The organism is Mesorhizobium sp. M0626 (assembly GCF_040320665.1).
Lineage (GTDB): Bacteria > Pseudomonadota > Alphaproteobacteria > Rhizobiales > Rhizobiaceae > Mesorhizobium.
This window is the reverse complement of record NZ_JAMYQD010000008.1, coordinates 218,011-242,287: the sequence shown is the minus strand read 5'-3', so window position 1 is coordinate 242,287 and position 24,277 is coordinate 218,011. Positions and strand designations below refer to the sequence as shown.

Annotated in this window: 21 protein-coding genes; 8 read left to right on the top strand and 13 right to left on the bottom strand. The window is 63.0% G+C overall.

Annotated features, from left to right (window positions below; genetic code table 11):
- Positions 1–18 precede the first annotated feature (18 nt).
- Genes NKI37_RS12410 through NKI37_RS12390 form a run of 5 tightly spaced genes read right to left on the bottom strand, consistent with a single transcriptional unit; the run spans position 19 to position 5,258 of the window.
- A complete protein-coding gene (locus NKI37_RS12410) occupies positions 19–849 on the bottom strand; it encodes a dipeptide ABC transporter ATP-binding protein (RefSeq protein ID WP_023682050.1) in 831 nt (276 codons plus the stop codon).
- On the bottom strand, positions 849–1,694 hold the full coding sequence (locus NKI37_RS12405) for an ABC transporter ATP-binding protein (protein WP_023682051.1): 846 nt from the start codon (positions 1,692–1,694) through the stop codon (positions 849–851). Before NKI37_RS12405 ends, NKI37_RS12410 begins: the two co-directional genes overlap by 1 nt.
- On the bottom strand, positions 1,694–2,578 hold the full coding sequence (locus tag NKI37_RS12400; RefSeq protein ID WP_050485757.1) for an ABC transporter permease subunit: 885 nt from the start codon (positions 2,576–2,578) through the stop codon (positions 1,694–1,696). The genes NKI37_RS12405 and NKI37_RS12400 overlap by 1 nt, the downstream gene beginning before the upstream one ends.
- 26 nt (positions 2,579–2,604) lie before the next feature.
- The gene (locus NKI37_RS12395; protein WP_352788947.1) at positions 2,605–3,612 is read right to left on the bottom strand and encodes an ABC transporter permease subunit; all 1,008 of its coding nucleotides are present in this window, start codon (positions 3,610–3,612) and stop codon (positions 2,605–2,607) included.
- A gap of 47 nt (positions 3,613–3,659) precedes the next feature.
- On the bottom strand, positions 3,660–5,258 hold the full coding sequence (locus NKI37_RS12390) for an ABC transporter substrate-binding protein (protein ID WP_352788950.1): 1,599 nt from the start codon (positions 5,256–5,258) through the stop codon (positions 3,660–3,662).
- 473 nt (positions 5,259–5,731) lie between these two features.
- Here NKI37_RS12390 and NKI37_RS12385 point away from each other — a divergent pair, with 473 nt between their 5' ends.
- Both NKI37_RS12385 and NKI37_RS12380 read left to right on the top strand, forming a co-directional pair.
- The gene (locus NKI37_RS12385) at positions 5,732–7,723 is read left to right on the top strand and encodes a long-chain fatty acid--CoA ligase (protein ID WP_352788953.1); all 1,992 of its coding nucleotides are present in this window, start codon (positions 5,732–5,734) and stop codon (positions 7,721–7,723) included.
- Positions 7,724–7,803: 80 nt separating this feature from the next.
- Positions 7,804–8,460 carry a class I SAM-dependent methyltransferase gene (locus NKI37_RS12380; RefSeq protein ID WP_352794455.1) on the top strand — a complete coding sequence of 219 codons (657 nt, stop codon included), beginning with the start codon at positions 7,804–7,806 and terminating at the stop codon, positions 8,458–8,460.
- A gap of 84 nt (positions 8,461–8,544) precedes the next feature.
- Here NKI37_RS12380 and NKI37_RS12375 read toward each other — a convergent pair whose 3' ends face one another.
- The 3 genes from NKI37_RS12375 to pgi all read right to left on the bottom strand — a co-directional run bounded on the left by NKI37_RS12375 (position 8,545) and on the right by pgi (position 11,207).
- On the bottom strand, positions 8,545–8,766 hold the full coding sequence (locus tag NKI37_RS12375; RefSeq protein ID WP_155923253.1) for a hypothetical protein: 222 nt from the start codon (positions 8,764–8,766) through the stop codon (positions 8,545–8,547).
- A 69-nt stretch (positions 8,767–8,835) separates the two neighbouring features.
- Complete coding sequence (locus NKI37_RS12370; protein ID WP_023688783.1) at positions 8,836–9,567, bottom strand: HAD family hydrolase; 732 nt, start codon at positions 9,565–9,567, stop codon at positions 8,836–8,838.
- Positions 9,564–11,207 carry a glucose-6-phosphate isomerase gene (gene pgi / locus NKI37_RS12365; RefSeq protein ID WP_502896342.1) on the bottom strand — a complete coding sequence of 548 codons (1,644 nt, stop codon included), beginning with the start codon at positions 11,205–11,207 and terminating at the stop codon, positions 9,564–9,566. The genes NKI37_RS12370 and pgi overlap by 4 nt, the downstream gene beginning before the upstream one ends.
- Before the next feature lie 427 nt (positions 11,208–11,634).
- Between pgi and pdxR the strand changes: the two genes are divergently transcribed.
- Both pdxR and NKI37_RS12355 read left to right on the top strand, forming a co-directional pair.
- On the top strand, positions 11,635–13,128 hold the full coding sequence (pdxR, locus tag NKI37_RS12360; RefSeq protein ID WP_352788956.1) for a MocR-like pyridoxine biosynthesis transcription factor PdxR: 1,494 nt from the start codon (positions 11,635–11,637) through the stop codon (positions 13,126–13,128).
- A gap of 207 nt (positions 13,129–13,335) precedes the next feature.
- Positions 13,336–14,940: a trimethylamine methyltransferase family protein gene (locus NKI37_RS12355; RefSeq protein ID WP_023669483.1), complete on the top strand. Its 1,605-nt coding sequence runs from the start codon at positions 13,336–13,338 to the stop codon at positions 14,938–14,940.
- Between the two features lie 17 nt (positions 14,941–14,957).
- Here the strand turns inward: NKI37_RS12355 and NKI37_RS12350 are convergent, their stop codons facing one another.
- Positions 14,958–15,356: a hypothetical protein gene (locus NKI37_RS12350; protein WP_023696770.1), complete on the bottom strand. Its 399-nt coding sequence runs from the start codon at positions 15,354–15,356 to the stop codon at positions 14,958–14,960.
- Positions 15,357–15,496: 140 nt separating this feature from the next.
- Entirely contained in the window at positions 15,497–17,302 is a 1,806-nt protein-coding gene (locus tag NKI37_RS12345) for an IlvD/Edd family dehydratase (protein ID WP_023669481.1), read from the bottom strand.
- A 143-nt stretch (positions 17,303–17,445) separates the two neighbouring features.
- Between NKI37_RS12345 and NKI37_RS12340 the strand changes: the two genes are divergently transcribed.
- A complete protein-coding gene (locus tag NKI37_RS12340) occupies positions 17,446–17,904 on the top strand; it encodes an SRPBCC family protein (protein ID WP_023826843.1) in 459 nt (152 codons plus the stop codon).
- 160 nt (positions 17,905–18,064) lie between these two features.
- Here the strand turns inward: NKI37_RS12340 and NKI37_RS12335 are convergent, their stop codons facing one another.
- The 3 genes from NKI37_RS12335 to NKI37_RS12325 form a co-directional block, all read right to left on the bottom strand.
- Positions 18,065–19,255 (bottom strand): Mrp/NBP35 family ATP-binding protein, encoded by a 1,191-nt coding sequence (locus NKI37_RS12335; RefSeq protein WP_027049316.1) that lies wholly within the window; start codon positions 19,253–19,255, stop codon positions 18,065–18,067.
- Between the two features lie 77 nt (positions 19,256–19,332).
- A complete protein-coding gene (locus NKI37_RS12330; protein WP_023688789.1) occupies positions 19,333–20,337 on the bottom strand; it encodes an inorganic phosphate transporter in 1,005 nt (334 codons plus the stop codon).
- Positions 20,338–20,340: 3 nt separating this feature from the next.
- Positions 20,341–20,982 (bottom strand): DUF47 domain-containing protein, encoded by a 642-nt coding sequence (locus tag NKI37_RS12325; RefSeq protein WP_023673429.1) that lies wholly within the window; start codon positions 20,980–20,982, stop codon positions 20,341–20,343.
- A 158-nt stretch (positions 20,983–21,140) separates the two neighbouring features.
- Here NKI37_RS12325 and NKI37_RS12320 point away from each other — a divergent pair, with 158 nt between their 5' ends.
- The 3 genes from NKI37_RS12320 to NKI37_RS12310 all read left to right on the top strand — a co-directional run bounded on the left by NKI37_RS12320 (position 21,141) and on the right by NKI37_RS12310 (position 24,267).
- Positions 21,141–22,040 carry a LysR family transcriptional regulator gene (locus NKI37_RS12320; RefSeq protein ID WP_023688790.1) on the top strand — a complete coding sequence of 300 codons (900 nt, stop codon included), beginning with the start codon at positions 21,141–21,143 and terminating at the stop codon, positions 22,038–22,040.
- A 194-nt stretch (positions 22,041–22,234) separates the two neighbouring features.
- Positions 22,235–22,714, top strand: a complete 480-nt coding sequence (locus NKI37_RS12315) for a formate dehydrogenase subunit gamma (RefSeq protein WP_352788960.1) — start codon at positions 22,235–22,237, stop codon at positions 22,712–22,714.
- Entirely contained in the window at positions 22,711–24,267 is a 1,557-nt protein-coding gene (locus NKI37_RS12310; protein ID WP_023673426.1) for a formate dehydrogenase beta subunit, read from the top strand. The genes NKI37_RS12315 and NKI37_RS12310 overlap by 4 nt, the downstream gene beginning before the upstream one ends.
- Positions 24,268–24,277: the final 10 nt, after the last annotated feature.

The window sequence follows — 24,277 nt, the reverse complement described above, 5'->3', positions numbered from 1 at the left end:
ACAATTCTCGGTGGGAGGTCAGGCGGCCTTCTTCTTCGCCAGCCGCGCCTTGATCGAGGCGACGTCGGCGCGCGGCGTCGCGGCGAACAGCGTCCTGGTGTAGTTGTGCTTGGGGTCGGCGAAGACCTCCTCGCGCGAGCCGTATTCGACGGCTTCGCCGAAATACATCACCATCACATCGTCGGCGATGTAGCGCACGACCGACAGATCGTGGCTGATGAAGACATAGGTCAGCTGGAATTCGTCCTGCAGGTCGGCGAGCAGGTTGAGCACCTGCGCCTGCACCGAAAGATCGAGCGCGGAGACCGGTTCGTCAAGCACCAGCAGGCTCGGGTTCAGCATCAGCGCGCGGGCAATGGCGATGCGCTGGCGCTGGCCGCCCGAGAACATGTGAGGATAGCGATTGTAGTGCTCGGTTCCGAGGCCGACTTTCTTCAGCATCCTCATGGCGAGGTCGCGCCGCTCTTCGGCCGGCTTGTCGGTGTTGATGAGCAGCGGCTCGCCCAGCACATCTCCGATCTTTTGGCGCGGATTGAGCGATCCGTAAGGGTTCTGGAAGACGATCTGCACCTTGCGGCGCATCTCCCTGGTCAGGCCGTTCCTTGCGATGTCGACCTTGTTGCCGTCGATGAACAGTTCGCCCGACGTTGCCGGATCGATCAGCGTGATGATGCGCGCCAGCGTTGACTTGCCGCAGCCCGATTCACCGACGATGGCCAGCGTCTTGCCCTTGTCGACGCTGAACGAGACGCCCTTGACCGCATGCACGGTGCGCGCGCCGCGAAACAGGCCGCCGCCGACGTGATAGTCGCGCACGATGTCCTTGCCTTCGACGACCTTGATGCTCATCAGACGCCCCCGGCAGCCGGTTCGAACAGCATGTCCGAGACGGTCGGCAGCCGGTCGCCGACGGCATTTTCCGGCAGCGCCGACAACAGCGCGCGGGTGTAATTGCTCTTCGGCGATTCAAACAGCGACAGCACGTCGGCCTCTTCCATCTTGCGGCCCTTGTACTGGACGATGACGCGGTCGGCCGTCTCGGCGACCACGCCCATATTGTGGGTGATCATGATCAGGCCCATGCCGTATTTGACCTGCAGCGAGACCAGCAGGTCGAGGATCTGCTTCTGGATGGTAACGTCGAGCGCGGTGGTCGGCTCGTCGGCGATCAGAAGCTTCGGATTGCAGGCGATGGCGATGGCGATCATCACGCGCTGGCACTGGCCGCCCGACATCTGGTGCGGAAACGAGTTCAGCCGTTCGGCCGGCTCGGCAATGCCGACCTGCGTCAGCAATTCGATGGCGCGCTCGCGACGCTGGGCCTTGTCCATGCCCATATGGAAGCGCAGCACCTCCTCGATCTGGAAGCCGACGGTGAAGCACGGATTGAGACTGGCCATCGGCTCCTGGAAAATCATCGACATGTCCTTGCCGACGATCTTGCGCCGGTCGGCCGGGCTCATCTTCAGGAGATCGCGGCCGTTGAAGCTCATCTCGTCGGCAGTGACCGTCGCCGTCCACGGCAACAGCCCCATCACAGCCAACATCGACACCGACTTGCCGGAGCCGGATTCGCCGACGATGGCCAGCACTTCACGTTCGTTCACATGGAGCGAGACGCCATCGACCGCGCGGAACGGGCCGGATGCGGTCTGGAACTCAACGACGAGATTGCGGATGTCGAGCAGCGCCATTACGACCTCCTCAGCTTCGGATCGAGCGCATCGCGCAGACCGTCGCCGATCAGGTTGATGGCAAGCACGGTGATGAGGATGGCCAGACCGGGGAAGGTCACCACCCACCAGGCGCGCAGGATGAATTCACGCGCCGAGGCGAGCATGGTTCCCCATTCCGGTGTCGGCGGCTGGGCGCCAAGGCCGAGAAAGCCGAGAGCGGCCGCCTCCAGGATGGCGTTGGAGAAGGACAGCGTGCCCTGCACGATCAGCGGCGCCAGGCAGTTGGGCAGGATGGTGCGCAGCATAAGCCTTATATGGCCGGCGCCGGCGACCTTGGCGGCGACCACATATTCGCGGCTCTTTTCGGCCATGACGGCAGCGCGCACCAGACGGGCAAAGTGGGGTTGCAGGACAAGCGCGATGGCCAGCATGGCGTTGAACAGGCCGGGGCCGAGGATGGTGACCAGAACCAGCGCCAAGAGCAGCGACGGGAAGGACAGGATCAGATCCATGACCCGCATGATCGCCACGTCGACCCAGCCCCGGAAATAGCCGGCCAAAAGGCCGAGCGTGATGCCGCCGACAAGCGCCAGCGTGACCACGACGGCGCCGATGAGCAGCGAGAAACGCGCGCCATAGAGCAGGCGCGAGAGCATGTCGCGGCCGACCGCGTCGGTGCCAAGCAGATATTCCATGCTGCCGCCTGCCTGCCAGGCCGGCGGACGCAGGAAAGCTGTCTTGTCCTGGATGTCGGGCGCATAGGGCGCGAGCAGCGGTGCAAAGAGCGCGGCCAGCACCAAAAGGATGAAGACGAACAGGCCGATGACGGCGCCGCGGTTTACCGAGAAATAGTGCCAGAAAGTCCTGAAGCCGGTCAGTCGGTCAGGGTTGCCGGCGGCCATCGGGGCGATTTCGGTCGACTGGCTCATCACGCCGCCCTGATGCGCGGGTTGATGACGGCATAAAGCACGTCGACGATCAGGTTCACCGCCATGACGATAAGGGCGATCAGCAGCAAGCCTGACTGCACGACGACATAGTCGCGCTTGGATATGGATTCGACCATCCACTTGCCGATGCCCGGCCAGGCGAAGATGGTTTCTGTGAGAATGGCGCCGGCGAGCAGGGTACTGACCTGCAGGCCGATGGTGGTGACCACCGGGATCAGCGCATTGCGCAGCGCATGCACGCCGATGACGCGGGACGACGACAGGCCCTTGGCGCGGGCGGTCCGCACATAGTCTTCGCCCAGCACTTCGAGCATGGCCGAGCGCGTCTGGCGCGCGATCACCGCCAGCGGGATGGTGCCGAGCACAATTGTCGGCAGCACCAGGTGGCTCAATGCCGAGCGGAAAGCATCCCATTTGCCGTAGAGCAGGCTGTCGAGGGTCAGGAAGCCGGTGATCGGCTTGATAAAGAACTGAAGGCCGATGCGGCCTGAAACCGGGGTCCAGCCGAGATAGCCGGAGAAAAAGATGATCAGCAGCAGGCCCCACCAGAAAATCGGCATGGAATAGCCGACAAGGGCGGTGCCCATCAGCCCCTGGTCGAACCAGGAGCCGCGTTTGACTGCAGCAATGATGCCGGCCGGGATGGCCAGCATCATGGCGAAGATCATGGCGAAGACTGAGAGCTCGATGGTTGCCGGGAAGAGCGTCATGAAATCTTCGATGACCGGCCGCTTGGACGAAATCGACACGCCGAAATTACCGGTCGCGGCATCGCGAACATAATGCGCGTATTGCTGCCAGATCGGCAAATTGTAGCCGAACTGTTCCTTCAGTTCCGCGTAACGCTCGGGCGACACGCCATGCTCGCCGGCCATGGCAAGAATGGGATCGCCGGGCAGCAGCCTGACGAAAGCGAAGGCGCAGATGGTGATGCCGATCAGCGTCGGCAGCACCAAGACGATTTTGTGGAAGAGATATCGGAGCATCTTGAAAAGCGGGCGGCGCCTGATTGCGCGCCGCCCGCCTAACAGTTCTATTCGGCCTTGTCGACGCCGTCGAAGCGATGAATGCCGAGCGGGTCCATCATGAAGCCGCTGACATTCTTGCGCACGACTGCGTAGACCTGGCTGTGTGCCATGAGGAAGGCCGGAGCCTGCTTCTGGAAGACAACCTGCGCCTCTTCATAGAGCTTGGTGCGTTCGGCCTGGTCGCTGGTCTTCTTGGCCTTCTGGATCAGATCCTCGAAGTCCTTGTCGCACCAGCTGGAGTAGTTCGACACGCCGATGGCCGAGCAGGCGAACAGCGTGGCGAAGAAATTGTCCGGATCGCCATTGTCACCGGTCCAGCCGATCTGGAAGGCGCCCGGCCGTTCCTTCTTCTTGCCTTCCTCGCGGTACTTCGTCCACTCGTAGCTGACGATTTCCGCCTTGACGCCGACCTTCGCCCAGTCAGCCTGGATCAGTTCGGCGGCGCGCTGGAAGTTCGGGTTGTAGGGACGGACGCGGTCGGAGGCCCAAAGCTGGATCTCCTTCAATCCGGCATCGGCCAGCACCTTCTTGGCTGCTTCCGGATCATAGGCGTCGGACTTCACGTCCTTGTTCCACGACCACATGGTCGGCGGGATCAAGTTTACGGCCGGCGTGGCGCCAGCGTCCTGGAACAGCGACTTGATGAGCGATCCCCGATCGATCGCCTGGTTGAGCGCATGGCGCACTTCAGGCTTGTCGAGCGGCGGGATGGTGGTGTTGTAGCTCATATAGCCGATGTTGAGGCCAGCCTGATCCATCAGGGTCACGTCGGCGTTGGCCTTGATCGTGCCGATGTCGGCAGGATTCGGATAGGGCGCGATATCGCATTCGCCGGCGAGCACCTTCTGGATGCGGGCGGTGGCGTCAGGCGTGATCGCGAAGACGAGATCGTCGATCTTTTCCTTGCCCTTGAAGTAGTCCGGGTTGGCCGCATAGCGGATGACCGAATCCAGCTGGTAGTCGACGAACTGGAACGGACCTGTACCGACCGGCTTGGTCGAGAAGTCGGCCATCTTGCCGTCTTTTTCCAGCTGGTCGGCATATTCCTTCGACACGATCGAGGCGAAGTCCATGCCGAGATTGGCCAGCATCGGCGCGTTCGGCTCGGTCAGCGTCAGCTTCACGGTCAGGTCATCGACCTTTTCCCACTTGGCGACGTATTTCGGCATGTCCATGCCGGTGTAGTAGTCCCAGGTCAGGTTCGGCAGGTACTTCTCGCCGTTCCAGGGGTTTTCCTTGTTGAACTGGCGATCGAACGAAAAGACGACGTCGTCGGCATTGAAATCACGCGTCGGCTTGAAGAAATCCGTCGTCTGGAACTTCACGCCCGGATGCAGGTGGAAAGTATAGACCAGACCGTCGTCCGAAATCTCCCATTTGTCGGCGAGACCGGGCACAACTTCGGTGCCGCCATGCTTGAACTCGACCAGGCGCGAATAGACGGTGCGCGACGAGGCGTCGAAGTCGTTGCCGCCCGTCGTGGTACCCGGGTCGAAGTTGGCCGGCGAGGCCTCCGAGCAATAGACCAGCGTCTTGGCATTGGCCACACCGCCGAGGACGCTTGCAGCCAGCAACGCGGCTGCAAAAGTCAGTTTCTTTTTCATTGAGCACTCCCTGATGTTCTTCCAAGCCCCTCTATAGGCTCGCGAAGCGCGCATATAAGCACCGTTTTTCCGGCTTTGGAACACCCTGTTTGCCTACCCCACCGTAAGCAGAAAATATTTCTCGGTCTTTGACGAACTGCAGAAACAAATAGCAAAATCTGCTAATCACGGGATTGTTAACGACCGCATTTTTTCATTGATCGCAGCAATCCTAAGCCAAAAATCCACAAGCCTGGGTTTCGCCGAGATGACAGGACGGCATTGCCTGAGCTGGCATCGCGGGAAGGATTTCGACGGCAAATCTTTGCCGTCCTGCCGCTGGGGCAAGACTTGCACGGCCGCCGATAGTCGCAATAGATAGATGACACGCTGGATTTTCCGGGAATCCGCGACATCGCTGCAGCGGAGGACGCCTCACCACATCGAGGCGGCGCAGCAGGAGCAGGCAACAGAACGACCGAGGGAGGCTAGAGGTGGCGAAAGCAACAAAGACAACGGCCCCGGCGAAAGCAAAAACGGCGAGAGCTTCAAAACCGGCCGCCGCTGCCGCCAAGTCGAAAGCGCCACCGGCCAAAGCCACTCCCGCTGTCAAGCCAACGGCAACCTCGACGCCGGCGAAGGCAAGCGCCAAGCCGGCAGCGAAACCTGTGGTCAAGCGCGCGGCGAAGACAGCACCCGCTGCAAAGCCCGCCCAGCCGCCAGCCGCCAAGACAGCCGCGGCGAAGCCCGCCTCGAAGCCGTCGCCGGGCGCGGCCAAAAAACTGCCGAATACGCTGACGGCGCTTGCCGCGGGCTTGCCGGAAAAGCCATGGCTAAAAAGCTATTCGAAAGTCGTGCCGGCGGAGATCGGCGCCCTGCCCTACAGTTCGATCGGCGACTTCCTCGTCGGCGCCTGCAAGCAGTTTTCCGGCCAGCCGGCATACGTCTGCATGGGCAAGTCGATCTCCTATGCCGAACTCGAGCGGCAATCGGCCGCCTTCGGCGCTTATCTGCAATCGAAGGGCCTGCAGAAAGGCGCACGCGTGGCGCTGATGATGCCGAATGTGCTGCAATATCCGGTGGCGATGATGGCCGTGCTTCGCGCCGGCTATGTCGTGGTGAACATCAATCCGCTCTACACGCCGCGCGAGCTCGAACATCAGCTCAAGGATTCCGGCGCGCAGGCGATCGTCATTCTGGAGAATTTCGCCAGCACCCTGGACGCGGTGATTGCCAGGACGGCGGTCAAGCATGTGGTGGTCGCGGCGATGGGCGACATGCTCGGCGCCCTCAAGGGCACGATCGTCAACCTCGTCGTGCGCCGGGTGAAGAAGATGGTGCCGGCCTGGTCGCTGCCCGGCCATGTCAAATTCAATGCGGCGGTGAAGGCCGGCGCCGGCATCGCCTTCAAACCGGCCAAGATGGAGGCCGGCGACGTCGCCTTCCTGCAATATACCGGCGGAACCACGGGGATTTCCAAAGGTGCTGTGCTGCTGCACTCCAATGTGCTGTCCAATGTCGCGCAGAACACGCTGTGGCTGCAGGACGCCTATGCGATCAAGCCGAAACCGGCGCATCTCAACTTCATCTGCGCACTGCCGCTCTACCATATCTTCGCGCTGACGGTGAACGCGCTGATGGGCATGCAGCAGGGCGCCCAGAACGTGCTCGTTCCCAACCCGCGCGACATTCCCGGCTTCGTCAAGGAGCTGCAGAAATACCCGATGCACATTTTCCCCGGCCTCAACACGCTGTTCAACGCGCTGCTCAACAACGAGGATTTCCGCAAGCTCGACTTCAAGCCGCTGATCATGACGCTGGGTGGTGGCATGGCGGTGCAGAAGGGGGTTGCCGAGCGCTGGAAGGCGCTGACCGGCAATTCGATCACCGAGGGCTACGGGCTGTCGGAGACCTCGCCGGTGGCCACCGCCAACAAGTTCAGCGACAGCAATTTCACCGGCACGATCGGCCTGCCGCTGCCGTCGACCGAGATCGTCATCCGCGACGATGACGGCAACAACCTGCCGCTCGGCGAGGTCGGCGAGATCTGCATTCGCGGGCCGCAGGTCATGGCCGGTTACTGGAACCGGCCGGACGAGACCGCCAAGGTGATGACCAAGGACGGGTTTTTCAAATCCGGCGACATGGGCTTCATGGACGAGCGCGGCTACACCAAGATCGTCGACCGCAAGAAGGACATGATCCTGGTCTCCGGCTTCAACGTCTATCCCAACGAACTCGAGGAAGTCGTCGCCCAGCATCCGGGCGTGCTCGAAGTGGCGGCGATCGGCGTGCCGGACGAGCATTCGGGCGAGGTGCCGAAGCTGTTCGTGGTCAAGAAGGACCCGGCGCTGACCGTTGAGGCGCTGACCGCCTATTGCCGCGAAAACCTGACCGGCTACAAGCGGCCGAAATACATCGAGTTCAGGACCGAACTGCCGAAGACTCCGGTGGGCAAGATTTTGCGCCGGGCGCTGCGGGAATAGATTTGAACGACGAGCCTAGTCGCGGCGAAAGTGTAGACGACAATCCGCGTCCCGACGCGGCGACGTTCATCAAGGCGAACATGCGCCTTGCGCCTGTTCCAGCACTTCCTGAAATCCAACTCTACACGGCTCATCCCGGCAGCGGCCTGAGGCGGCTTGTCGATCCGCACCAAGGCGCGGACGACGATGCGGTTGAGCCAGTCGACGACGCGCCTCAGCCACCGCCGCCCTACTGGGCCTATCCATGGGCCGGCGGGGCGGTGCTTGCGCGCTATATACTCGACCATCCGCAAAGCGTAGCCGGCCGACGCGTGCTCGATCTCGGCGCTGGCTCCGGCCTCGTCGGCATCGCCGCCGCCAAGGCCGGCGCCAGCGCGGTGATCGCCGCCGAGATCGATCGCAACGGCGTCGCCGCGATCGGCCTCAACGCGTTGGCCAACGGCGTCGAGATCACCATTGTCGACCAGGATATCACCACGGGCCCGCCGCCAGCGGTCGATCTCGTGCTTGCCGGCGACGTGTTCTACGGCCGCGAGGTTGCTCTGCGGGTGATCCCGTTCCTCGACCGCTGCCTGGCAGCCGGCATCGAGGTGCTGGTCGGCGATCCCCGCCGCGCCGATCTGCCGCTGTCGCGGCTACGATTGCTCGCCGAATATCAGGTGCCGGATTTCGGCGACGCAAAGGGTGATGTGACCAAGCCGAGCGGTGTGTTTTGGTTCGAGCCGGAAGATTGCTAGCGCGACGCGGCAAAGCCCAGTCGCTCTGAATGGCCGGATTCTACTCATTGTGGACAAACCTCAAGGGGCAGAAAATAGATTGGATTAGCCGTTGATAGGAGAAGTCGAATGGCGTGGATTAAAGTTGTTCAACGTATCGGCTTCATAGTTTGCCCAAAGTGCGAAAATCGCGGCTTCGAGCTTCAGCCTGGCGAAGACATCGATAACGCAAGCGCCAAGATCAGGTGCGGCAAATGCGGGTACGTTTGCTCTGCTGATGAGTAGCCCACTATGTCCGAAAACAAACCAGAAGCTCCATAGTTTCATGGCTGCTTCCCCCAACTCGGCCATTGGCGGGGAAATCCCGAGCCGAATTGAGTTTGCCCCAGGCCCCCGTCAGACCGTCTCCTTGACCCGCGCCGACAGAAAGTCCGGCAAGTCGGCAACCGAATCCAGAACGACATCGGCGATCGACGCCAGCGATTCCCGCGTGCCGGTGCCGGAGAGCACGCCGACCGCCAGGCCGCAGCCGCCGGCACGCGCCATCTCCAGGTCGTGGCGGTTGTCGCCGACCATGGCGATCTCGGACGCCTTCAACCCGGTCAGGTCGCAAAAGGCGACGATCGTGTCCGGCGCCGGTTTCGGATTGGCGACCGCGTCATAGCCATAGGCGGCGGTGAACAGCTGCGCGACGCCGAGCGTGACCATGGTCTTTTCGGCACCGGCAGTCGAATCATTGGTGGCGACGCCGAGCCGGTAGGATCGCTTGTGCAGAGCCGTCAGCGCCGCGACGATGCCGGGCAAGGCCACCGCCATCGATGAGCCTTGCACCGAGGTGATCTCGTTGAAGCGGGCGACGGCCAGCATCTGGTCCTCGTCGGACAGGCGCGGGAACCACAGTTCGACGACATCCATATTGGTGCCCGAGGCGAAGATGGAATCCGGCTTGAAGCGCTTGGCGACAAAATCGAAGCCCGCCGCTGAAAGCAGCCTGTCGGCTTTCCAGCGATCGCCCTCGGCAGCATCCATGGCCATGAAATCGGCGATGCCGAGCCAGGTCGCGTTGAAATCGACAAGCGTGCCGTCCTTGTCGAACAAGATGCCCTTGATGTCGGCCGGATTTTTCATTGAGCCCCCCGCAGTTGCTGGATGCGCGCCACCAGCCCGGCCGTCGATGCGTCGCGCTTGGCGGCGCTCTCCTTGCCTTCCACGACTGGCAACAGGCCGGTCGCCAGCTCCTTGCCGAGCTCGACGCCCCATTGGTCGAAGGAATTGATGTTGAACAGAGTGCCTTCGACGAAGACGCGGTGCTCGTAAAGCGCGATCAGCCGGCCGAAGGTGCGCGGGTCGAGCTTGCGGTAGAGGATCGTCACCGAGGGGCGGTTGCCGGAGAAGACGCGGTGCGGGGCTATTCTGTCGACATCGGCCGGCTTCATGCCCTTGGCCAGCATCTGCGCGCGAGCCTCGTCCAGCGTGCGGCCCTTCATCAACGCTTCCGATTGGGCCAGGCAATTGGCAAGCAGTAGATCGTGCTGGTGCTTGAGATCAGGCTCATGGCCGACGGCAGCGGCAAGGAACTCGACCGGGATGAAATCGGTGCCCTGGTGCAGCAGCTGGAAGAAGGCGTGCTGGCCATTGGTGCCGGGCTCGCCCCAGACCAGCGGTCCGATCGGCGTCATCACCGGCGTGCCGTCGAGGGTGACGCCCTTGCCGTTCGATTCCATGTCGAGCTGCTGCAGATAGGCCGGCAACCTGGACAGTCGCTGGTCATAGGGGATGACGGCACGCGCCGGATAGCCGCAGATCACGCGATGCCACCAGCCGACCAGCCCAAGCAGCGCCGGCAGGTTCTTCTGCAGGGGTGCGGTGCGGAAGTGCTCGTCCATCTCATGCGCGCCATCGAGGAAGGCGCGGAAATTGCGCGGACCGATGGCGATCATCACCGGCAGGCCGATGGCGCCCCACAGCGAATAGCGGCCGCCGACCCAGTCCCAGAAGCCGAACACGCGATCCGCTTCGATGCCGAACTTGGAAACCAGGTCGAGCGCGGTCGAGACGGCGGCGAAATGCTTGCCGACGGCTTCCTTGCCGAGCGCCTTCTGCACCCATTCGCGCGCCGTCTCGGCATTGGTCATCGTCTCGACCGTGGTGAAGGTCTTCGAGGCGATGATGAACAGGGTGGTTTCGGCCGACAGGCCCTTCAGCGTGTCGTGGATATGGGCGCCGTCAATGTTGGAGACGTAGTGCGCGCGCGGGCCGTCGTGATAGGGCGCCAGCGCCAGCGTCGCCATGGCCGGGCCGAGATCGGAGCCGCCAATGCCGATGTTGACGATATCGGTGATTTTCTTGCCGGTGGCGCCGGCGGCCTTGCCGGAGCGAATGGCATCGGCGAAAGCGCCCATGGCGTCGAGCACGGACAGCACATCCGCCTTGACGTCCTGGCCGTCGACCGTGACGCCCTTGCCCGCGAGGTTGCGTAGCGCCGTGTGCAGCACGGCGCGGTCTTCGGTGATGTTGATCTTCTTGCCGGAAAACATTGCGGCCCGGCGACCTTCGAGATCGGCGGCGGCGGCGAGCTTCTCGAGCAGTTCCATCGTGCGCCGGTCGACCGCGCATTTCGACCAGTCGAGCAAAAGGTCGCCGTCGCTGGCCGAAAATGTCTCGAAGCGCTTGGGGTCCGCGGCAAACGCCTCGCGCATCGTGCCCGATGCCGCCGCGCGCGCAGCACGCAAGGCGACAAGCTGTTTGTCGAAGGAGGAATGATCCACTGCCGGCTCCTGATCGTTTTTCACGACATCTTATCAGACCGGATGTTTCCGGCGCGTGTCGTCGCGCTGATCTTATTGAGCCGAATTCCCCATGTTTCAATGCGTGGGGATGACGCAGTGCAGCATAGTGCGATGTGATGGAGCTACGACGCTGCGCGTCGCGCTGGATGATGTGATGGGAGTAGCGACGACGCTGCGCGTCGCGCTGGGGATAGTGAGGCGCGACGACGCTTCGCATCGCGCGGGCGTCCGCGCTGCGGGATGACGCAAGCGTCACCCGGGGATGCGACGACGCTGCGCGTCGCGCATAGATCACTGGCATAAATCCCAGCGATCAGAAAAATTGATTGGCGCAACCCCTTGTGCCACGGTTACCTTCCGCTGGTCCAGCCAAGCAAAAAAGACTGGCCATCGAGGAACACCTTCCATGCCACAGCGTAACGACACGGCCATATGGTCCGGCCTGTTCCGGATTTCGGCGGAATCGGGCCAGACCCTGCAGGCGCAGATCCGTCAGGCGATCGTCGCCGCCATTCTCGACCGGCAGATCGCCGCTTCGATGCCGCTTCCGTCCTGCCGCATCCTGGCTGAAAAACTCGGCGTCGCACGCGGCACTGTGGTGCTGGCGTTCCAGCAATTGGTCGACCAAGGTTTCCTGGTGGCGCGCGAACGGCGCGGCCATTTCGTCAATCCGGATGTGCTGGCCACCCCCGCCAAGCCGCACCAGAAGGCGCCGGACCAGCAAAACGAGATCGACTGGAAGGCACGCCGGCAGATCGCTGCCAGCGACATGCCGCCGCCGGCCAAGCACGACAACTGGATCAAGTCGTCCTACCCCTTCGTCTACGGCCAGTTCGACCCGGCATTGTTCCCGACCGCCGAATGGCGTGAGTGCAACCGCATGGCGCTGGCCGTGCTTGAGATCCGCAACTGGGCCTCGGACATGGTCGACCGCGACGATCCGCTCTTGATCGAGCAGATCCAGGCGCGGCTGTTGCCGCGGCGCGGCATCTTCGCCAATCCGGACGAGATCATCGTCACGCTCGGCGCCCAGAACGCGCTCTATATGCTGGCGACACTGCTGATGACAAAGGGCTCCAAGGTCGCGATGGAAGACCCGGGATACCCCGACGCGCGCTCGATCTTCCGCCTGGCAGGCGCCGAAATCCAGCCGGTTCCGGTCGATCAGTCCGGCATCGTCACCTCGTCCATCCCCAACGATTCCGGCTTTGTCTTCGTCACCCCCAGCCACCATTGCCCGACCATGGTGCCGCTGTCGGCAGAGCGGCGGCAGGACCTTCTGGCGCGCGCCAACGGCCACAACCAGATCATCATCGAGGACGGCTATGACAGCCAGCTTCTCGACGAGGCGCCGCAGCAGGCGCTGAAGAGCCTCGATCGCTCGGGTCGCGTCGTCTATGTCGGCTCGATGTCGAAGACGCTGGCTCCGGGCCTGCGGCTTGGCTACATCGTCGCTTCGGCTGGACTAATCTCCGAGCTTAGGGCGCTGCGCCGCTTCATGCTCAGGCACCCGCCGGCCAACAATCAGCGCGCGGTAGCGCTGTTCCTGTCGCTCGGCCATCACGAGGCGCTGGTGCGGCGGCTGTCGTCGGCCTTCGATGAGCGGCGCAAGCGTCTGGTCCATGCGATTTCCGCATTCCTGCCGGAATGGCGCTCGACCGATTCGGCCGGCGGCACATCGCTCTGGCTGGAAGGCCCGCGCGGCACCGATTCACGTGGACTGGCCGAGGCCGCGGCCTCGCGCAGCGTCATCATCGAGCCGGGCGACCGCTTCTTCGATCGCACCGAAAAGCCGTCGCGTTTCATGCGCTTGGGCATTTCCTCGATCGCACTGCAGCACATCGAGCCGGGTATTCGCGAACTCGCGACTGCAGCCGGACGCAGGCCCGCGGCAGCCTGATTTGCCTGTGCCGGAGCTTTGAACAGCCCCGGCCCTTGGCGTGATCACCAACATTCTGCATTAGCTCTCTGGCATACTCGGCTGCGTTGACTGGCCCATAGGCTGGGCCAATGGCAACGGCATAGTCGGCTGACAGAGGGACGAAGCAAGCCGACGGTGGACCAATCATCGCGTCGTGTTTCGCAAGCTAAAGGTGGAGTGCCCCCCATGTCAGTGGCTGTTGAGAAGCAGGATGCGGCTCCTAAAGATGCATCAGCCGACCAGCGTTCGCGCCGATCCGGCGGGCGCGAAGCGCGCCGCGCCATGCGGGCCGCACCGCTTGCCGACGATATCCGGCCGGTGCGCGCCGGCCTCGAAGGCGGCAGCTACGGGCCGCTCAACCAGAACGACCAGGAGCGCATCCATGAAGCGGTGCTGACGCTGCTGGAGACCGTCGGCTTCGCCAATGCCATTCCCTCCTGCATCGAGGCGCTGACCGGGGTCGGCGCCGTCTATGGCGATGACGGCCGCGTCCGTTTCCCACGTGGGCTTGTGATGGACACGATCAGACGAGCCGCGCGGAATTTTACGCTGCACGGCCAGGACCCGAGGCATGACATGCTTATCCAGGGCAAGCGCGTGCATTACGGCACGGCGGGTGCGGCGGTGCATCTGGTCGATGTCGAAAAGCGCGAATACCGCGAGTCGCTGGTGCAGGACATTTATGATGCCGCTCGCCTCGTCGAAGGGCTCGACAACATCCATTTCTTCCAGCGGCCGATGGTGCCGCGCGACATTCCCGATCCGCTCGAAATGGACTTCAACACGCTCTACGCCTGCGTGATGGGGACGTCGAAGCATGTCGGCACCTCGTTCACGGTGCGCGAGAACGTGCAGCCGGCGCTGGAAATGCTTTATGCGATCGCCGGCGGCGAGGAGAATTTCCGCGCCCGGCCGTTCGTGTCGAACTCCAATTGCTTCGTCGTGCCGCCGATGAAGTTTGCCGAGGACGCCTGCGGCGTGCTCGAAGCCTGTGTCGACGGCGGCATCCCGATCCTGCTTTTATCGGCCGGCCAGGCCGGCGCCACCGCTCCGGCGGCAATTGCCGGCGCTGTGGTGCAAGCGGTGGCCGAAGTGCTGGTCGGCCTCATCTACGTCAACGCCATCAAGCCCGGGCATCCGGCGATCTTCGGCACCTGGCCGTTCGTCTCCGACCTCAGGACCGGCGCCATGTCGGGCGGCTCGGCCGAGCAGGCAGTGTTGACTTCGGCCTGTGCGCAGATGGCGCAGTTCTACGATCTGCCGGGCGGTTCGGCCGCCGGCATGACGGATTCGAAACTGCCCGACATCCAGTCCGGCTATGAAAAGGGCATCACCGATGTGATGGCCGGTCTTGCCGGCCTCAACTTGGTCTACGAATCGGCGGGTATGCATGCCTCGCTGCTCGGCTTTTGCCTGGAGAGCCTGATCATCGACAATGACATGCTGGGCCACTGCCTGCGCTGCGTGCGCGGCATCGAAGTGACCGACGAAGCGCTGTCGATCGACACCATCACCGAAGTCTGCATGAATGGCCCAGGCCACTATCTCGGCAATGAGCAGACGCTGCGCCTGATGCAGACGGAGTATTTCTATCCTGCCGTCGGCGACCGCTTTTCGCCCAAGGAATGGAACGAGAAGGGCCGGCCCGACATCTTGCAGCGGGCGATCATCGAAAAGAAGCGCGTGCTGGCCGAGCGCTTCCCGCGCCATGTGCCGAAGCTGCTCGACGACAAATTGCGTGCCCGCTTCGGCGAGATGATCAAGCTGCCACGCAGCGGCATGGGCGGGTAAGCTTCACCTTACGAAGGTCAGTCCGCACTTAGCCCAAAGCGCTCGACGACTTCGGCGCTGATCAGCTTGCCATGCAGCGCCATCAACACGATCTGGGCATCCAGGCTGTCGCCGGTTTCAAGCGCAGCCTCGATGCGGCGCTCAGCCTCCAGCCGCCGCTCCGGCCCATTGGCCTGCTCGAAGGTTTGTGGGCCCGCGATGCAAAAGCCGAACAGCTGCGCCACGGACCGGTAGGCGTCGGGCGGCGGCTCGTCCGGCCAACGATCCTTCATCAAATTGACGATGGTGAGCTTTACCCCCTCGGGAACAATCGCCGGATGAAGATCGGCGCCGCGCAGCGCGTTGTCCAGTTCCCGCAAGTCACCCGAGCGGCCGAACATGCCGAGGAAACCGAGGGAAGAGCGCCGCTTCGTCATTGATGGGTGTTATCCCTCGTGCAGGACCTGTCGAGACGACGTATCTGTAGACTTGGCCCAATCGATACAAGAGCGTTGCCATGAGAAAAGGCGGCCTACCCGATGGCAAGCCGCCTTCGATTTCACCAAACTTGCAACGCTTAGTGGTTGTCCCTCGGCACGCCGCTGGTATGGGCGACGTCCTGGTATTTCACCGCCGGCTTCAGCACCATGCCCTCCGAGAACTGGTCGACCATGGAGCGCTGGATTTCCTGCCATGGCGTCTGGTGCTTGGGATAGTGATAGCCGCCATCGTCCTGCAGTTCGGCACGGCGCCGCGTGATTTCCTCGTCGGAGACGAGGATGTTGGCAGTGCCTTTGCGTAAGTCGATGCGCACACGGTCGCCGGTCTTGAGCAGCGCCAGGCCGCCGCCAATGGCGGCTTCCGGGGAAGCGTTGAGGATAGAGGGCGACCCCGATGTGCCCGACTGGCGGCCATCGCCGATGCAGGCCAGCGCGTGAATGCCCTTCTTGATGAGATAAGCGGGCGGCTGCATGTTGACGACCTCGGCGCCGCCGGGATAGCCGATCGGGCCGGCGCCGCGCATGAATAGGATGGTGTGCTCGTCGATGCCTTGCGCCGGATCGTCGATGCGGGCGTGGTAGTCCTCCGGCCCGTCAAAGACCATGGCGTTGCCTTCGAAGGCTTCCGGGTCGTTCGGGTTGGAGAGATAGCGTTCGCGGAATTCCGGCGAGATGCCGCTCATCTTCATGATGGCGGAATCGAACAGATTGCCGCTGAGATTGATGAAGCCGGCATTGGCCTTCAGCGGCTCGGCAACAGTGCGGATGACATCGGTATTCTCGTTGGCGACCCCCTTGCAATTGTCGCCGATCGATTTCCCGTTGACGGTCATGGCTTCGGGATAGGGCAGCAGCTTGGCCTTCATCAGTTCGGCAACCACAGCCGGCACACCGCCGGCATGATGATAGTCCTCGCCGAGATATTCGCCAGATGGCTGCAGATTGACGATGAGCGGCACATGGAGGCCGACCGTCTGCCAGTCGTCATTGGTGAGCGGCACGCCGAGATGGCGGGCAATCGCGTTGAGGTGGATCGGCGCATTGGTCGAGCCGCCAATCGCCGAATTGACGACAATGGCGTTCTCGAACGCCTTGCGCGTCATGATGTCGGATGGCTTCAGATCCTCATGCACCATCTCGACGATGCGCTTGCCCGTCTCATAGGAGATCTGGCCGCGCTCGCGGTAGGGTGCCGGAATGGCAGCCGAGCCCGGCAATTGCATCCCGAGCGCCTCTGCCAGCGAGTTCATCGTGGTGGCGGTGCCCATGGTGTTGCAATAGCCGGTCGACGGCGCCGATGAGGCGACGATGTCCATGAACTCGTCATAGTCGATCTCGCCGGCGGAGAGCCGCTGGCGCGATTCCCAGACGATGGTGCCGGATCCCGTGCGCTTGCCTTTGTGCCAGCCATTGAGCATCGGTCCGACCGAAAGTGCTATGGCCGGAATATTGACGGTGGCCGCCGCCATCAGCAGCGCCGGCGTGGTTTTGTCGCAGCCGATGGTCAGCACGACGCCGTCGAGCGGATAGCCGTAAAGCACTTCGACCAGGCCGAGATAGGCAAGGTTGCGGTCGAGTGCCGCGGTCGGGCGCTTGCCGGTCTCCTGGATCGGATGGCACGGGAATTCGAAGGGGATGCCGCCCATCGAGACGATGCCTTCGCGCACGCGCTTGGCGAGTTCGATATGATGGCGGTTGCATGGCGACAGATCCGAGCCGGTCTGGGCGATGCCGATCAGCGGCTTGCCCGACATCAACTCGGCCCGCGTCAGGCCGTAGTTCAGGTAGCGCTCGAGGTAGAGCGCGGTCATGCCTGGATTGTCGGGATTGTCGAACCACTCCTGCGAGCGAAATTTCTTCTTTCCGGTGGGGGCGCCTGCCATCATGGTCTCCGTATTTGTAAGACAAATCGATATGGCAACGCGCGGAAGCAGGCAAGAGGGCGCACCGTCGCAACCGGACTTTGGTGCGATAGACACAGACCAGACCTTGCGTTAGGCCTTCGAAGTCTGTCCGGGAGGTGTCGATGGCTTTGGTGATCGAAGGCGAGGAACGCATTGCCGCCCCCCTGCAGAAAGTGTGGGACGCGCTGAACGATCCGAAGGTTTTGCAGGCGACCATTCCCGGCTGCCAGCACCTGGAGATGAAATCGCCGACCCAAATGGCGGCGACGGTGGTGTTGAAGATCGGACCGATCAAGGCGACATTCAACGGCGAGGTGACGTTGAAGAACCTGAAGCCGCCGCACTCCTACACCATCCAGGGCGAGGGCAAGGGCGGTATTGCCGGCTTCGCGAAGGGTGGCGCCGACGTGACGCTGACGGCGGACGGGCCGGATGCGACGGTCCTCAAATACGCGGCCAAGGCCGAAGTCGGCGGCAAGATCGCCCAACTCGGCAGCCGGCTGATCGAATCGACTTCGAAGAAGCTGGCCGGGCAGTTTTTTTCAAGTTTTGGCGAGAAGGTGGGCTCCCCTCCCCCTTGAGGGGAGGGTGCCTCGTGAAGCGAGGCGGGTGGGGTCGCCTCAACTGCCTCAACGTGAGTTGAGCTGCCTCGACTTGTAAAGAAATAGCGTCGAGCGTGTCACCGCGGACCCCACCCGGCCCTTCGGGCCACCCTCCCCTCAAGGGGAAGGGATATCCGAGCTACTCGAACACGATGTTCGGCACCGCCGCTTCGGCCGCGCCGCGTTCTTCGTTGACCCGGTCCCAGACCTTCGAAGCAATGCCGCGATAGATCTTCGCCTCGGCGCTGTCTGGCTTCGACGCCACCACCGGAGCACCTTCATCAGAACTTTCGCGAATGCCCATTTCCAGCGGCACTTCGCCGAGGAAGGTCACGCCGAGTCGCTCGGCCTCGCGCCGCGCCCCGCCATGGCCAAAGATGTCGTAGCGCTTGCCGGTATCGGGGGCTATGAAATAGCTCATGTTCTCGACGATGCCGAGCAGCGGCACGTCGACCTTCTTGAACATATTCAATCCTTTGCGGGCGTCGATCAGCGCCAGGTCCTGCGGGGTCGAGACGATGACGGCGCCGGCCAGCGGCACCTGCTGGGCCATGGTCAACTGGGCGTCGCCGGTGCCGGGCGGCATGTCGACGACGAGCACGTCGAGGCGGCCCCATTCGACCTCGCGCAGCATCTGCGTCAGCGCCGACATCACCATCGGACCGCGCCAGATCATCGGCGTCTCCTCGTCGACGAGGAAGCCCATCGACATCACCTTAAGGCCGTAATTCTCCATCGGTTTCAGGATCTTACCGTCGACGGTCTGCGGCCGGCCATGGATGTTGAGCAGCCTGGGCATGGACGGGCCATAAATATCGGCATCGAGCACGCCGACACGCAAACCGTTGGCGGCGAGGCCAAGCGCGATGTTGACAGCGGTGGTCGACTTGCCGACGCCGCCCTTGCCGGACGCCACCGCGATGATCGCCTCGATGCCGGGCACGCCGCGCTTGCCCGAGCTTTGCGAGGCCGGGGCGTGCGGGGCTGGGGAGTGTGGAGCTGGGCGCGGCGCGGCGGGCGCGGCCGTCGGTGCCGGCCTGGGCGCGGGGCGCGACGCAACCGGAGCCTCCATGCCGCCGCCCTTCTTCTCCGCCGTCAGCGCGACGACGGCGCCGGCGACACCAGGGATCGCCTTGACGACACGCTCGGCTGCAGCGCGCAGCGGCTCCATCTCCTGTGCGCGGGCGGCGGGAACGGTGATCGAGAAAAACACTTTCGAATCGGCGATGAAAATCTCCGAAACCATGCCGAGGTCGACGATGTTGCCGGTGAAGTCCGGCCCGTTGACCGTCTTTAGACGCTCGGTGACGATTTCCTTGGTGACGGACATGCATTATCCCCTAAGGCGTTTGGCTGCGGCTCAGATAGTGCAGATTGGCAGCGACTCCAAGCACCACGGTGTCCGCCTCACCTTGCCAGGCCAACCGCAAGGTAGGTGAGCGCCGAAATTGCAGCCGTGGCCGGCAAGGTGACGATCCAGGCGATGACGATGTTGCCGGCAATGCCCCAGCGCACGGCCGAGACGCGGCGGGCGGCGCCGACACCGATGATGGCCCCGGTGATGGTATGGGTGGTCGACACGGGGACGCCGAGCCAGGTGGCGGCAAACAGGGTGATGGCGCCGCCGGTCTCGGCGCAGAAGCCCTGCATCGGATTCAGCCGGGTGATCTTCGAGCCCATCGTGTGAACGATGCGCCAGCCGCCGAACAAAGTGCCGAGCGCCAGTGCTGTCTGACAGGTGAGGACGACCCACAGCGGCACGTAGAACGTCCCGCCGAGCATACCTTGCGAATAGAGCAGCACGGCGATGATGCCCATGGTTTTCTGGGCGTCGTTGCCGCCGTGCCCTAGCGAATAAAGCGAGGCCGAAAAGAACTGCATGACGCGGAAGGTGCTGTCGACGGCGAACGGTGTCTGGCGCACGAACAGCCAGGAAACGGCCAGGATCAGGACCAGCGCCAGAACAAACCCTGTCGCCGGCGACACGACGATTGCGGCGACCGTCTTGCCAAGCCCGGTCCAGACGATGGCGCCGGGCCCAGCCTTTGCAACGCCGGCGCCGACGAGCCCGCCGATCAGCGCATGCGAACTGCTGGACGGGATGCCGGCAATCCAGGTGACGATGTTCCAGACGATGGCGCCGACGAGCGCCGAGAAGATCACCGCCGGCGTGACGATGCTGACGTCGACGATACCTTTTCCCACGGTTTCAGCCACGTGAAGGCCGAAGAACATGAAGGCGATGAAATTGAAGAAAGCCGCCCACAGGACCGCATACTGCGGTCTCAGCACGCGGGTGGAGACGATGGTGGCGATGGAGTTCGCCGCATCGTGCAAGCCGTTTAGGAAATCGAAAAACAGCGCGACGGCGACAAGGCCGATCAGCACGGGAAAGGCGATGGTGGCTTCCATTGCCTAAACGTTCTCGATGACGATGCCGCTGATCTCGTTGGCGACGTCCTCAAAGCGGTCGACCACCTTCTCCAGCTGGCCGTAGATCTCCGAGCCGATCAGGTAGGCCATCGGATCGCTGCGGCCATGCCGCTTGAACAGGTCCTTCAATCCCTGCTCATGCAGATCGTCGGCGCGGCTTTCGACGCGCATCACCTCTTCGGCGATGGCGTTGAGGCGTACCGTGTGCGTGCCGACCTTGCTGAGCAGCGGGATCGCTTCGGCAACCAGCCTGGAGGCGGCAACGATGACGCCCCCCATCTCCTGCATCAGCGGGTCGAATTCCTTCTTTTCGAACAGCTTCACCGTCTTGACGGTCTTGTGCATCATGTCGATGGCGTCATCCATCGACTGGATCAGGTCCTTGATGTCGCCGCGATCGAAGGGCGTGATGAAGGAACGCCGCACCGCCAGCAGCACTTCGGCCGTGATATGATCGGCCTCGTCCTCGAGATCGATGATCTTCTGGCACCAACGATCGATGTCCTTGCCCTGCAGGAGCTGCTCCAGCGCCTCGGCGCCGCCGACCACGGTGCGGGAATGCCGTTCAAAGAGGTCGAAGAAGCGATCTTCGCGCGGCAAAAGCTTGCGGAACCAGCCCAGCATGTCCGATCTCCTCGTATTCCATCCAACCACATAGCGCCGTGTTCGGCCGGGGGAAACAGCCAGCCGGCCCAAAGATGTGGATGCATGGCCAATTGCGGGTAGAGCTTGCGGCGAAAGGCAATTTCTCCGACCTTGCGCGCAACGAACGGACGGATGGTATGATCGACAAGCTCGAATTCTTCATCGCGCTGGCCAAGGAGGAGCATTTCGGCCGGGCGGCGGAAGCGTGCGGCGTCACGCAGCCGACCTTGTCGGCCGGGATCAAGCAGCTGGAGGGCCAGCTCGGCGTCATGCTGGTCAATCGCGGTTCGCGCTTTCAGGGGCTGACGCCGGAAGGCAAGCAGGTGCTGGTGTGGGCGCGTCGCATCGTCGGCGATTCCAGGACCATGCGCGAAGAGATGCGGGCGGCGCGACATGGCCTGTCCGGGCGTATCCGTATTGCCGCCATCCCAACCGCCCTCGCCATGGTGGCGCGGCTTACGACGCCATTTCGCGAGAAGCATCCGGGCGTCACCTTCTCTATCCTGTCGCGCACCTCGATCGAGGTGTTGTCGCTGCTCGGCAATTTCGACGTCGATGCCGGCATCACCTATCTCGACAACGAGCCTCTCGGACGGGTGACCAGCGTGCCGCTCTATGACGAGCGCTACCAGCTGATCACGGCGGTCGGAAATCCCTATTCGGATCGCGACAAAGTGACATGGGCCGAAATCAGCCAGCTGCCGCTCTGCTTGTTGACGCCGGACATGCAGAACCGCCGCATCATCGACCAGCATCTGGCCGAGGCCGGCGTGCAGGTGCGGCCGACACTGGAATCCAACTCGATGATCGTGCTGTTCTCCCACATACGGACAGGCAAATGGTCGTCGATCATGCCGCTCAACCTGGCGGAAACATTCGGTTTTTCCGAACCGATCCGGGCCATTCCGATCGTCGAACCGGATGCCAGCCACACTGTCGGGCTGGTCGCCGCGCCGCGCGAACCGCACACGCCGCTGGTGCAGGCGCTGCTGGACGAGGCGATGGCGCTGGCAGACGATTTCCGCGCCAATCGCTGAGCTAGTCATAACTGGTCAATCGGCGCGATAGAAATTTTCTATCGTGCAACGAAACCGCTTTATTGATTTCAGAGGTTTTCTCTGATTTCTTAAGCACTTAGCGATTAAGCGGCGTAGGCATGTCGTTGTTCCAAAACCGCGTCATGCTTTTGGACGATTATATGCATCGGTCGCTACGATAGGGAGGGCGCTGCGTGACGATGCAGCCTGCAAGTACCGAGATACGGTCGCGCACGGCGGCGATCATCCAGGAGTTGAAGGGCCTCGAAGGCCCCCTGCTGCCGATCCTGCACGAGATCCAGGAAGAATTTGGCCACGTGCCGCAGGACGCCGTGCCCGTCATCGCCGATGGGCTGAACCTGTCGAGGGCCGAAGTGCATGGCGTCGTGACCTTCTATCATGATTTCCGTGCCCGGCCGGCTGGCCGGCATGTGCTCAAGCTTTGCCAGGCGGAAGCCTGCCAGTCGATGGGTTCGGATGCGATCGCCGCAAAGGTCAAGCAGTTGCTCGGCATCGATTTCCATGAGACCACCCGCGACGGATCGGTTACGCTTGAGCCTGTCTATTGCCTCGGGCTGTGCGCCTGTTCACCGTCGGCGATGCTGGATGGTGAGGTGATCGGGCGGCTCGATGACGAGAAGATCGAAGAGATCGTCGCGGAGGTACGCTCATGATCCCGCGCATCTACATTCCAGGTGACTCCGGCGCGCTGGCGCTCGGCGCCGAAAAAGTCGCCAAGGCTGTTCGTGCGGAACTGGCCGAACGGGGTGTCGAGGCCAAGATCGTCCGCAACGGCTCGCGCGGCGCCTATTTCCTCGAACCGATGGTCGAGGTCGCGACCGAAAAGGGCCGCGTCGCTTACGGGCCGGTCAAGCCATCGGACGTCAAGAGCCTGTTCGACAGCGGCTTTCTCACCGGCGGGCATCACAAGCGCTGGCTGGGCGCGCCCGACAAAATCCCGTTCCTGGCCAAGCAGACGCGCCTGACCTTTGCGCGTTGCGGCATCAACGACCCGCTATCGCTCGATGCCTACAAGTCACTGGGCGGGCTCAAGGGCCTGCAGAACGCGGTGGCCATGGCGCCGCTCGACATCGTCAAACAGGTCACGGAATCGGGCTTGCGCGGCCGAGGCGGCGCCGGCTTCCCGACCGGCATCAAGTGGAAGACGGTGCTCGATACGACATCTGACCGCAAATACATCGTCTGCAATGCCGACGAGGGCGACAGCGCCACCTTTGCCGACCGCATGATTATGGAGGGCGACCCCTTCGTGCTCATCGAAGGCATGACGATTGCCGGCATCGCCACCGGCGCGACCAAGGGGTTCGTCTATATCCGCTCGGAATATCCGCATGCGGTGGCTGTCATGAACAAGGCTGTCGAGGTCGCCCGCAAGGCAGGCGTGCTCGGCGTCAGCGTGCTGGGTTCGCCCAACGCCTTCGACATGGAAATCCGCGTCGGCGCCGGCGCCTATGTCTGCGGCGAGGAAACTTCGCTGCTGAACAGCCTTGAAGGCAAGCGCGGCGTGGTGCGAGCCAAGCCACCGCTGCCGGCAATCCAGGGTCTGTTCGGCAAGCCGACGGTGATCAACAACGTCATCAGCCTGGCCTCCGTGCCCATCATCATGGACAAGGGTGCTGCCTTCTACAAGGATTTCGGCATGGGCCGCTCGCGCGGCACGATCCCGATACAGATCGCCGGCAACGTCAAGTTCGGCGGCCTGTTCGAGGCGGCGTTCGGCATGACGCTGGGCGAGATCGTCGACGATATCGGCGGCGGTACGGCCACTGGTCGCCCGGTGAAGGCGGTGCAGGTCGGCGGCCCGCTCGGCGCCTATTTCCCGCGCGGCCTGTTCGACACGCCGTTCGACTACGAAGAGTTCGCGAAGCGCGACGGACTGATCGGCCATGCCGGCATCACCGTGTTCGACGACACGGCCGACATGCTGAAGCAGGCGCGCTTTGCCATGGAGTTCTGCGCCATCGAAAGCTGCGGCAAGTGCACGCCCTGCCGCATCGGCTCGATACGCGGGGTGGAGACCATCGACCGGCTTGCCGCCGGCATCGAGCCGGAGAAGAACCTGGCACTGGTCACCGATCTCTGCAACACGATGAAGTTCGGATCGCTCTGCGCGCTGGGCGGCTTCACGCCCTATCCGGTGATGAGCTCGATCACCCATTTCCCCGAAGATTTCAAGCCCGCGCCGGCGCGCGTGGCTGCTGAATAGGAGCTGGCAG

Bases quoted from the DNA above. Each gene is read 5' to 3' on its own strand.
- NKI37_RS12380 (WP_352794455.1), top strand. From the start codon at position 7,804: ATGCGCCTTGCGCCTGTTCCAGCACTTCCTGAAATCCAACTCTACACG.
- NKI37_RS12350 (WP_023696770.1), bottom strand. From the start codon at position 15,356: ATGACGAAGCGGCGCTCTTCCCTCGGTTTCCTCGGCATGTTCGGCCGC.
- NKI37_RS12390 (WP_352788950.1), bottom strand. From the start codon at position 5,258: ATGAAAAAGAAACTGACTTTTGCAGCCGCGTTGCTGGCTGCAAGCGTC.
- NKI37_RS12330 (WP_023688789.1), bottom strand. From the start codon at position 20,337: ATGGAAGCCACCATCGCCTTTCCCGTGCTGATCGGCCTTGTCGCCGTC.
- NKI37_RS12370 (WP_023688783.1), bottom strand. From the start codon at position 9,567: ATGAAAAATCCGGCCGACATCAAGGGCATCTTGTTCGACAAGGACGGC.
- NKI37_RS12345 (WP_023669481.1), bottom strand. From the start codon at position 17,302: ATGGCAGGCGCCCCCACCGGAAAGAAGAAATTTCGCTCGCAGGAGTGG.
- NKI37_RS12355 (WP_023669483.1), top strand. From the start codon at position 13,336: ATGTCAGTGGCTGTTGAGAAGCAGGATGCGGCTCCTAAAGATGCATCA.
- NKI37_RS12335 (WP_027049316.1), bottom strand. From the start codon at position 19,255: ATGTCCGTCACCAAGGAAATCGTCACCGAGCGTCTAAAGACGGTCAAC.
- NKI37_RS12320 (WP_023688790.1), top strand. From the start codon at position 21,141: ATGATCGACAAGCTCGAATTCTTCATCGCGCTGGCCAAGGAGGAGCAT.
- pdxR (WP_352788956.1), top strand. From the start codon at position 11,635: ATGCCACAGCGTAACGACACGGCCATATGGTCCGGCCTGTTCCGGATT.
- NKI37_RS12410 (WP_023682050.1), bottom strand. From the start codon at position 849: ATGAGCATCAAGGTCGTCGAAGGCAAGGACATCGTGCGCGACTATCAC.
- NKI37_RS12310 (WP_023673426.1), top strand. From the start codon at position 22,711: ATGATCCCGCGCATCTACATTCCAGGTGACTCCGGCGCGCTGGCGCTC.
- NKI37_RS12405 (WP_023682051.1), bottom strand. From the start codon at position 1,694: ATGGCGCTGCTCGACATCCGCAATCTCGTCGTTGAGTTCCAGACCGCA.
- NKI37_RS12375 (WP_155923253.1), bottom strand. From the start codon at position 8,766: ATGAAACTATGGAGCTTCTGGTTTGTTTTCGGACATAGTGGGCTACTC.
- NKI37_RS12340 (WP_023826843.1), top strand. From the start codon at position 17,446: ATGGCTTTGGTGATCGAAGGCGAGGAACGCATTGCCGCCCCCCTGCAG.
- NKI37_RS12395 (WP_352788947.1), bottom strand. From the start codon at position 3,612: ATGCTCCGATATCTCTTCCACAAAATCGTCTTGGTGCTGCCGACGCTG.
- NKI37_RS12325 (WP_023673429.1), bottom strand. From the start codon at position 20,982: ATGCTGGGCTGGTTCCGCAAGCTTTTGCCGCGCGAAGATCGCTTCTTC.
- NKI37_RS12400 (WP_050485757.1), bottom strand. From the start codon at position 2,578: ATGGCCGCCGGCAACCCTGACCGACTGACCGGCTTCAGGACTTTCTGG.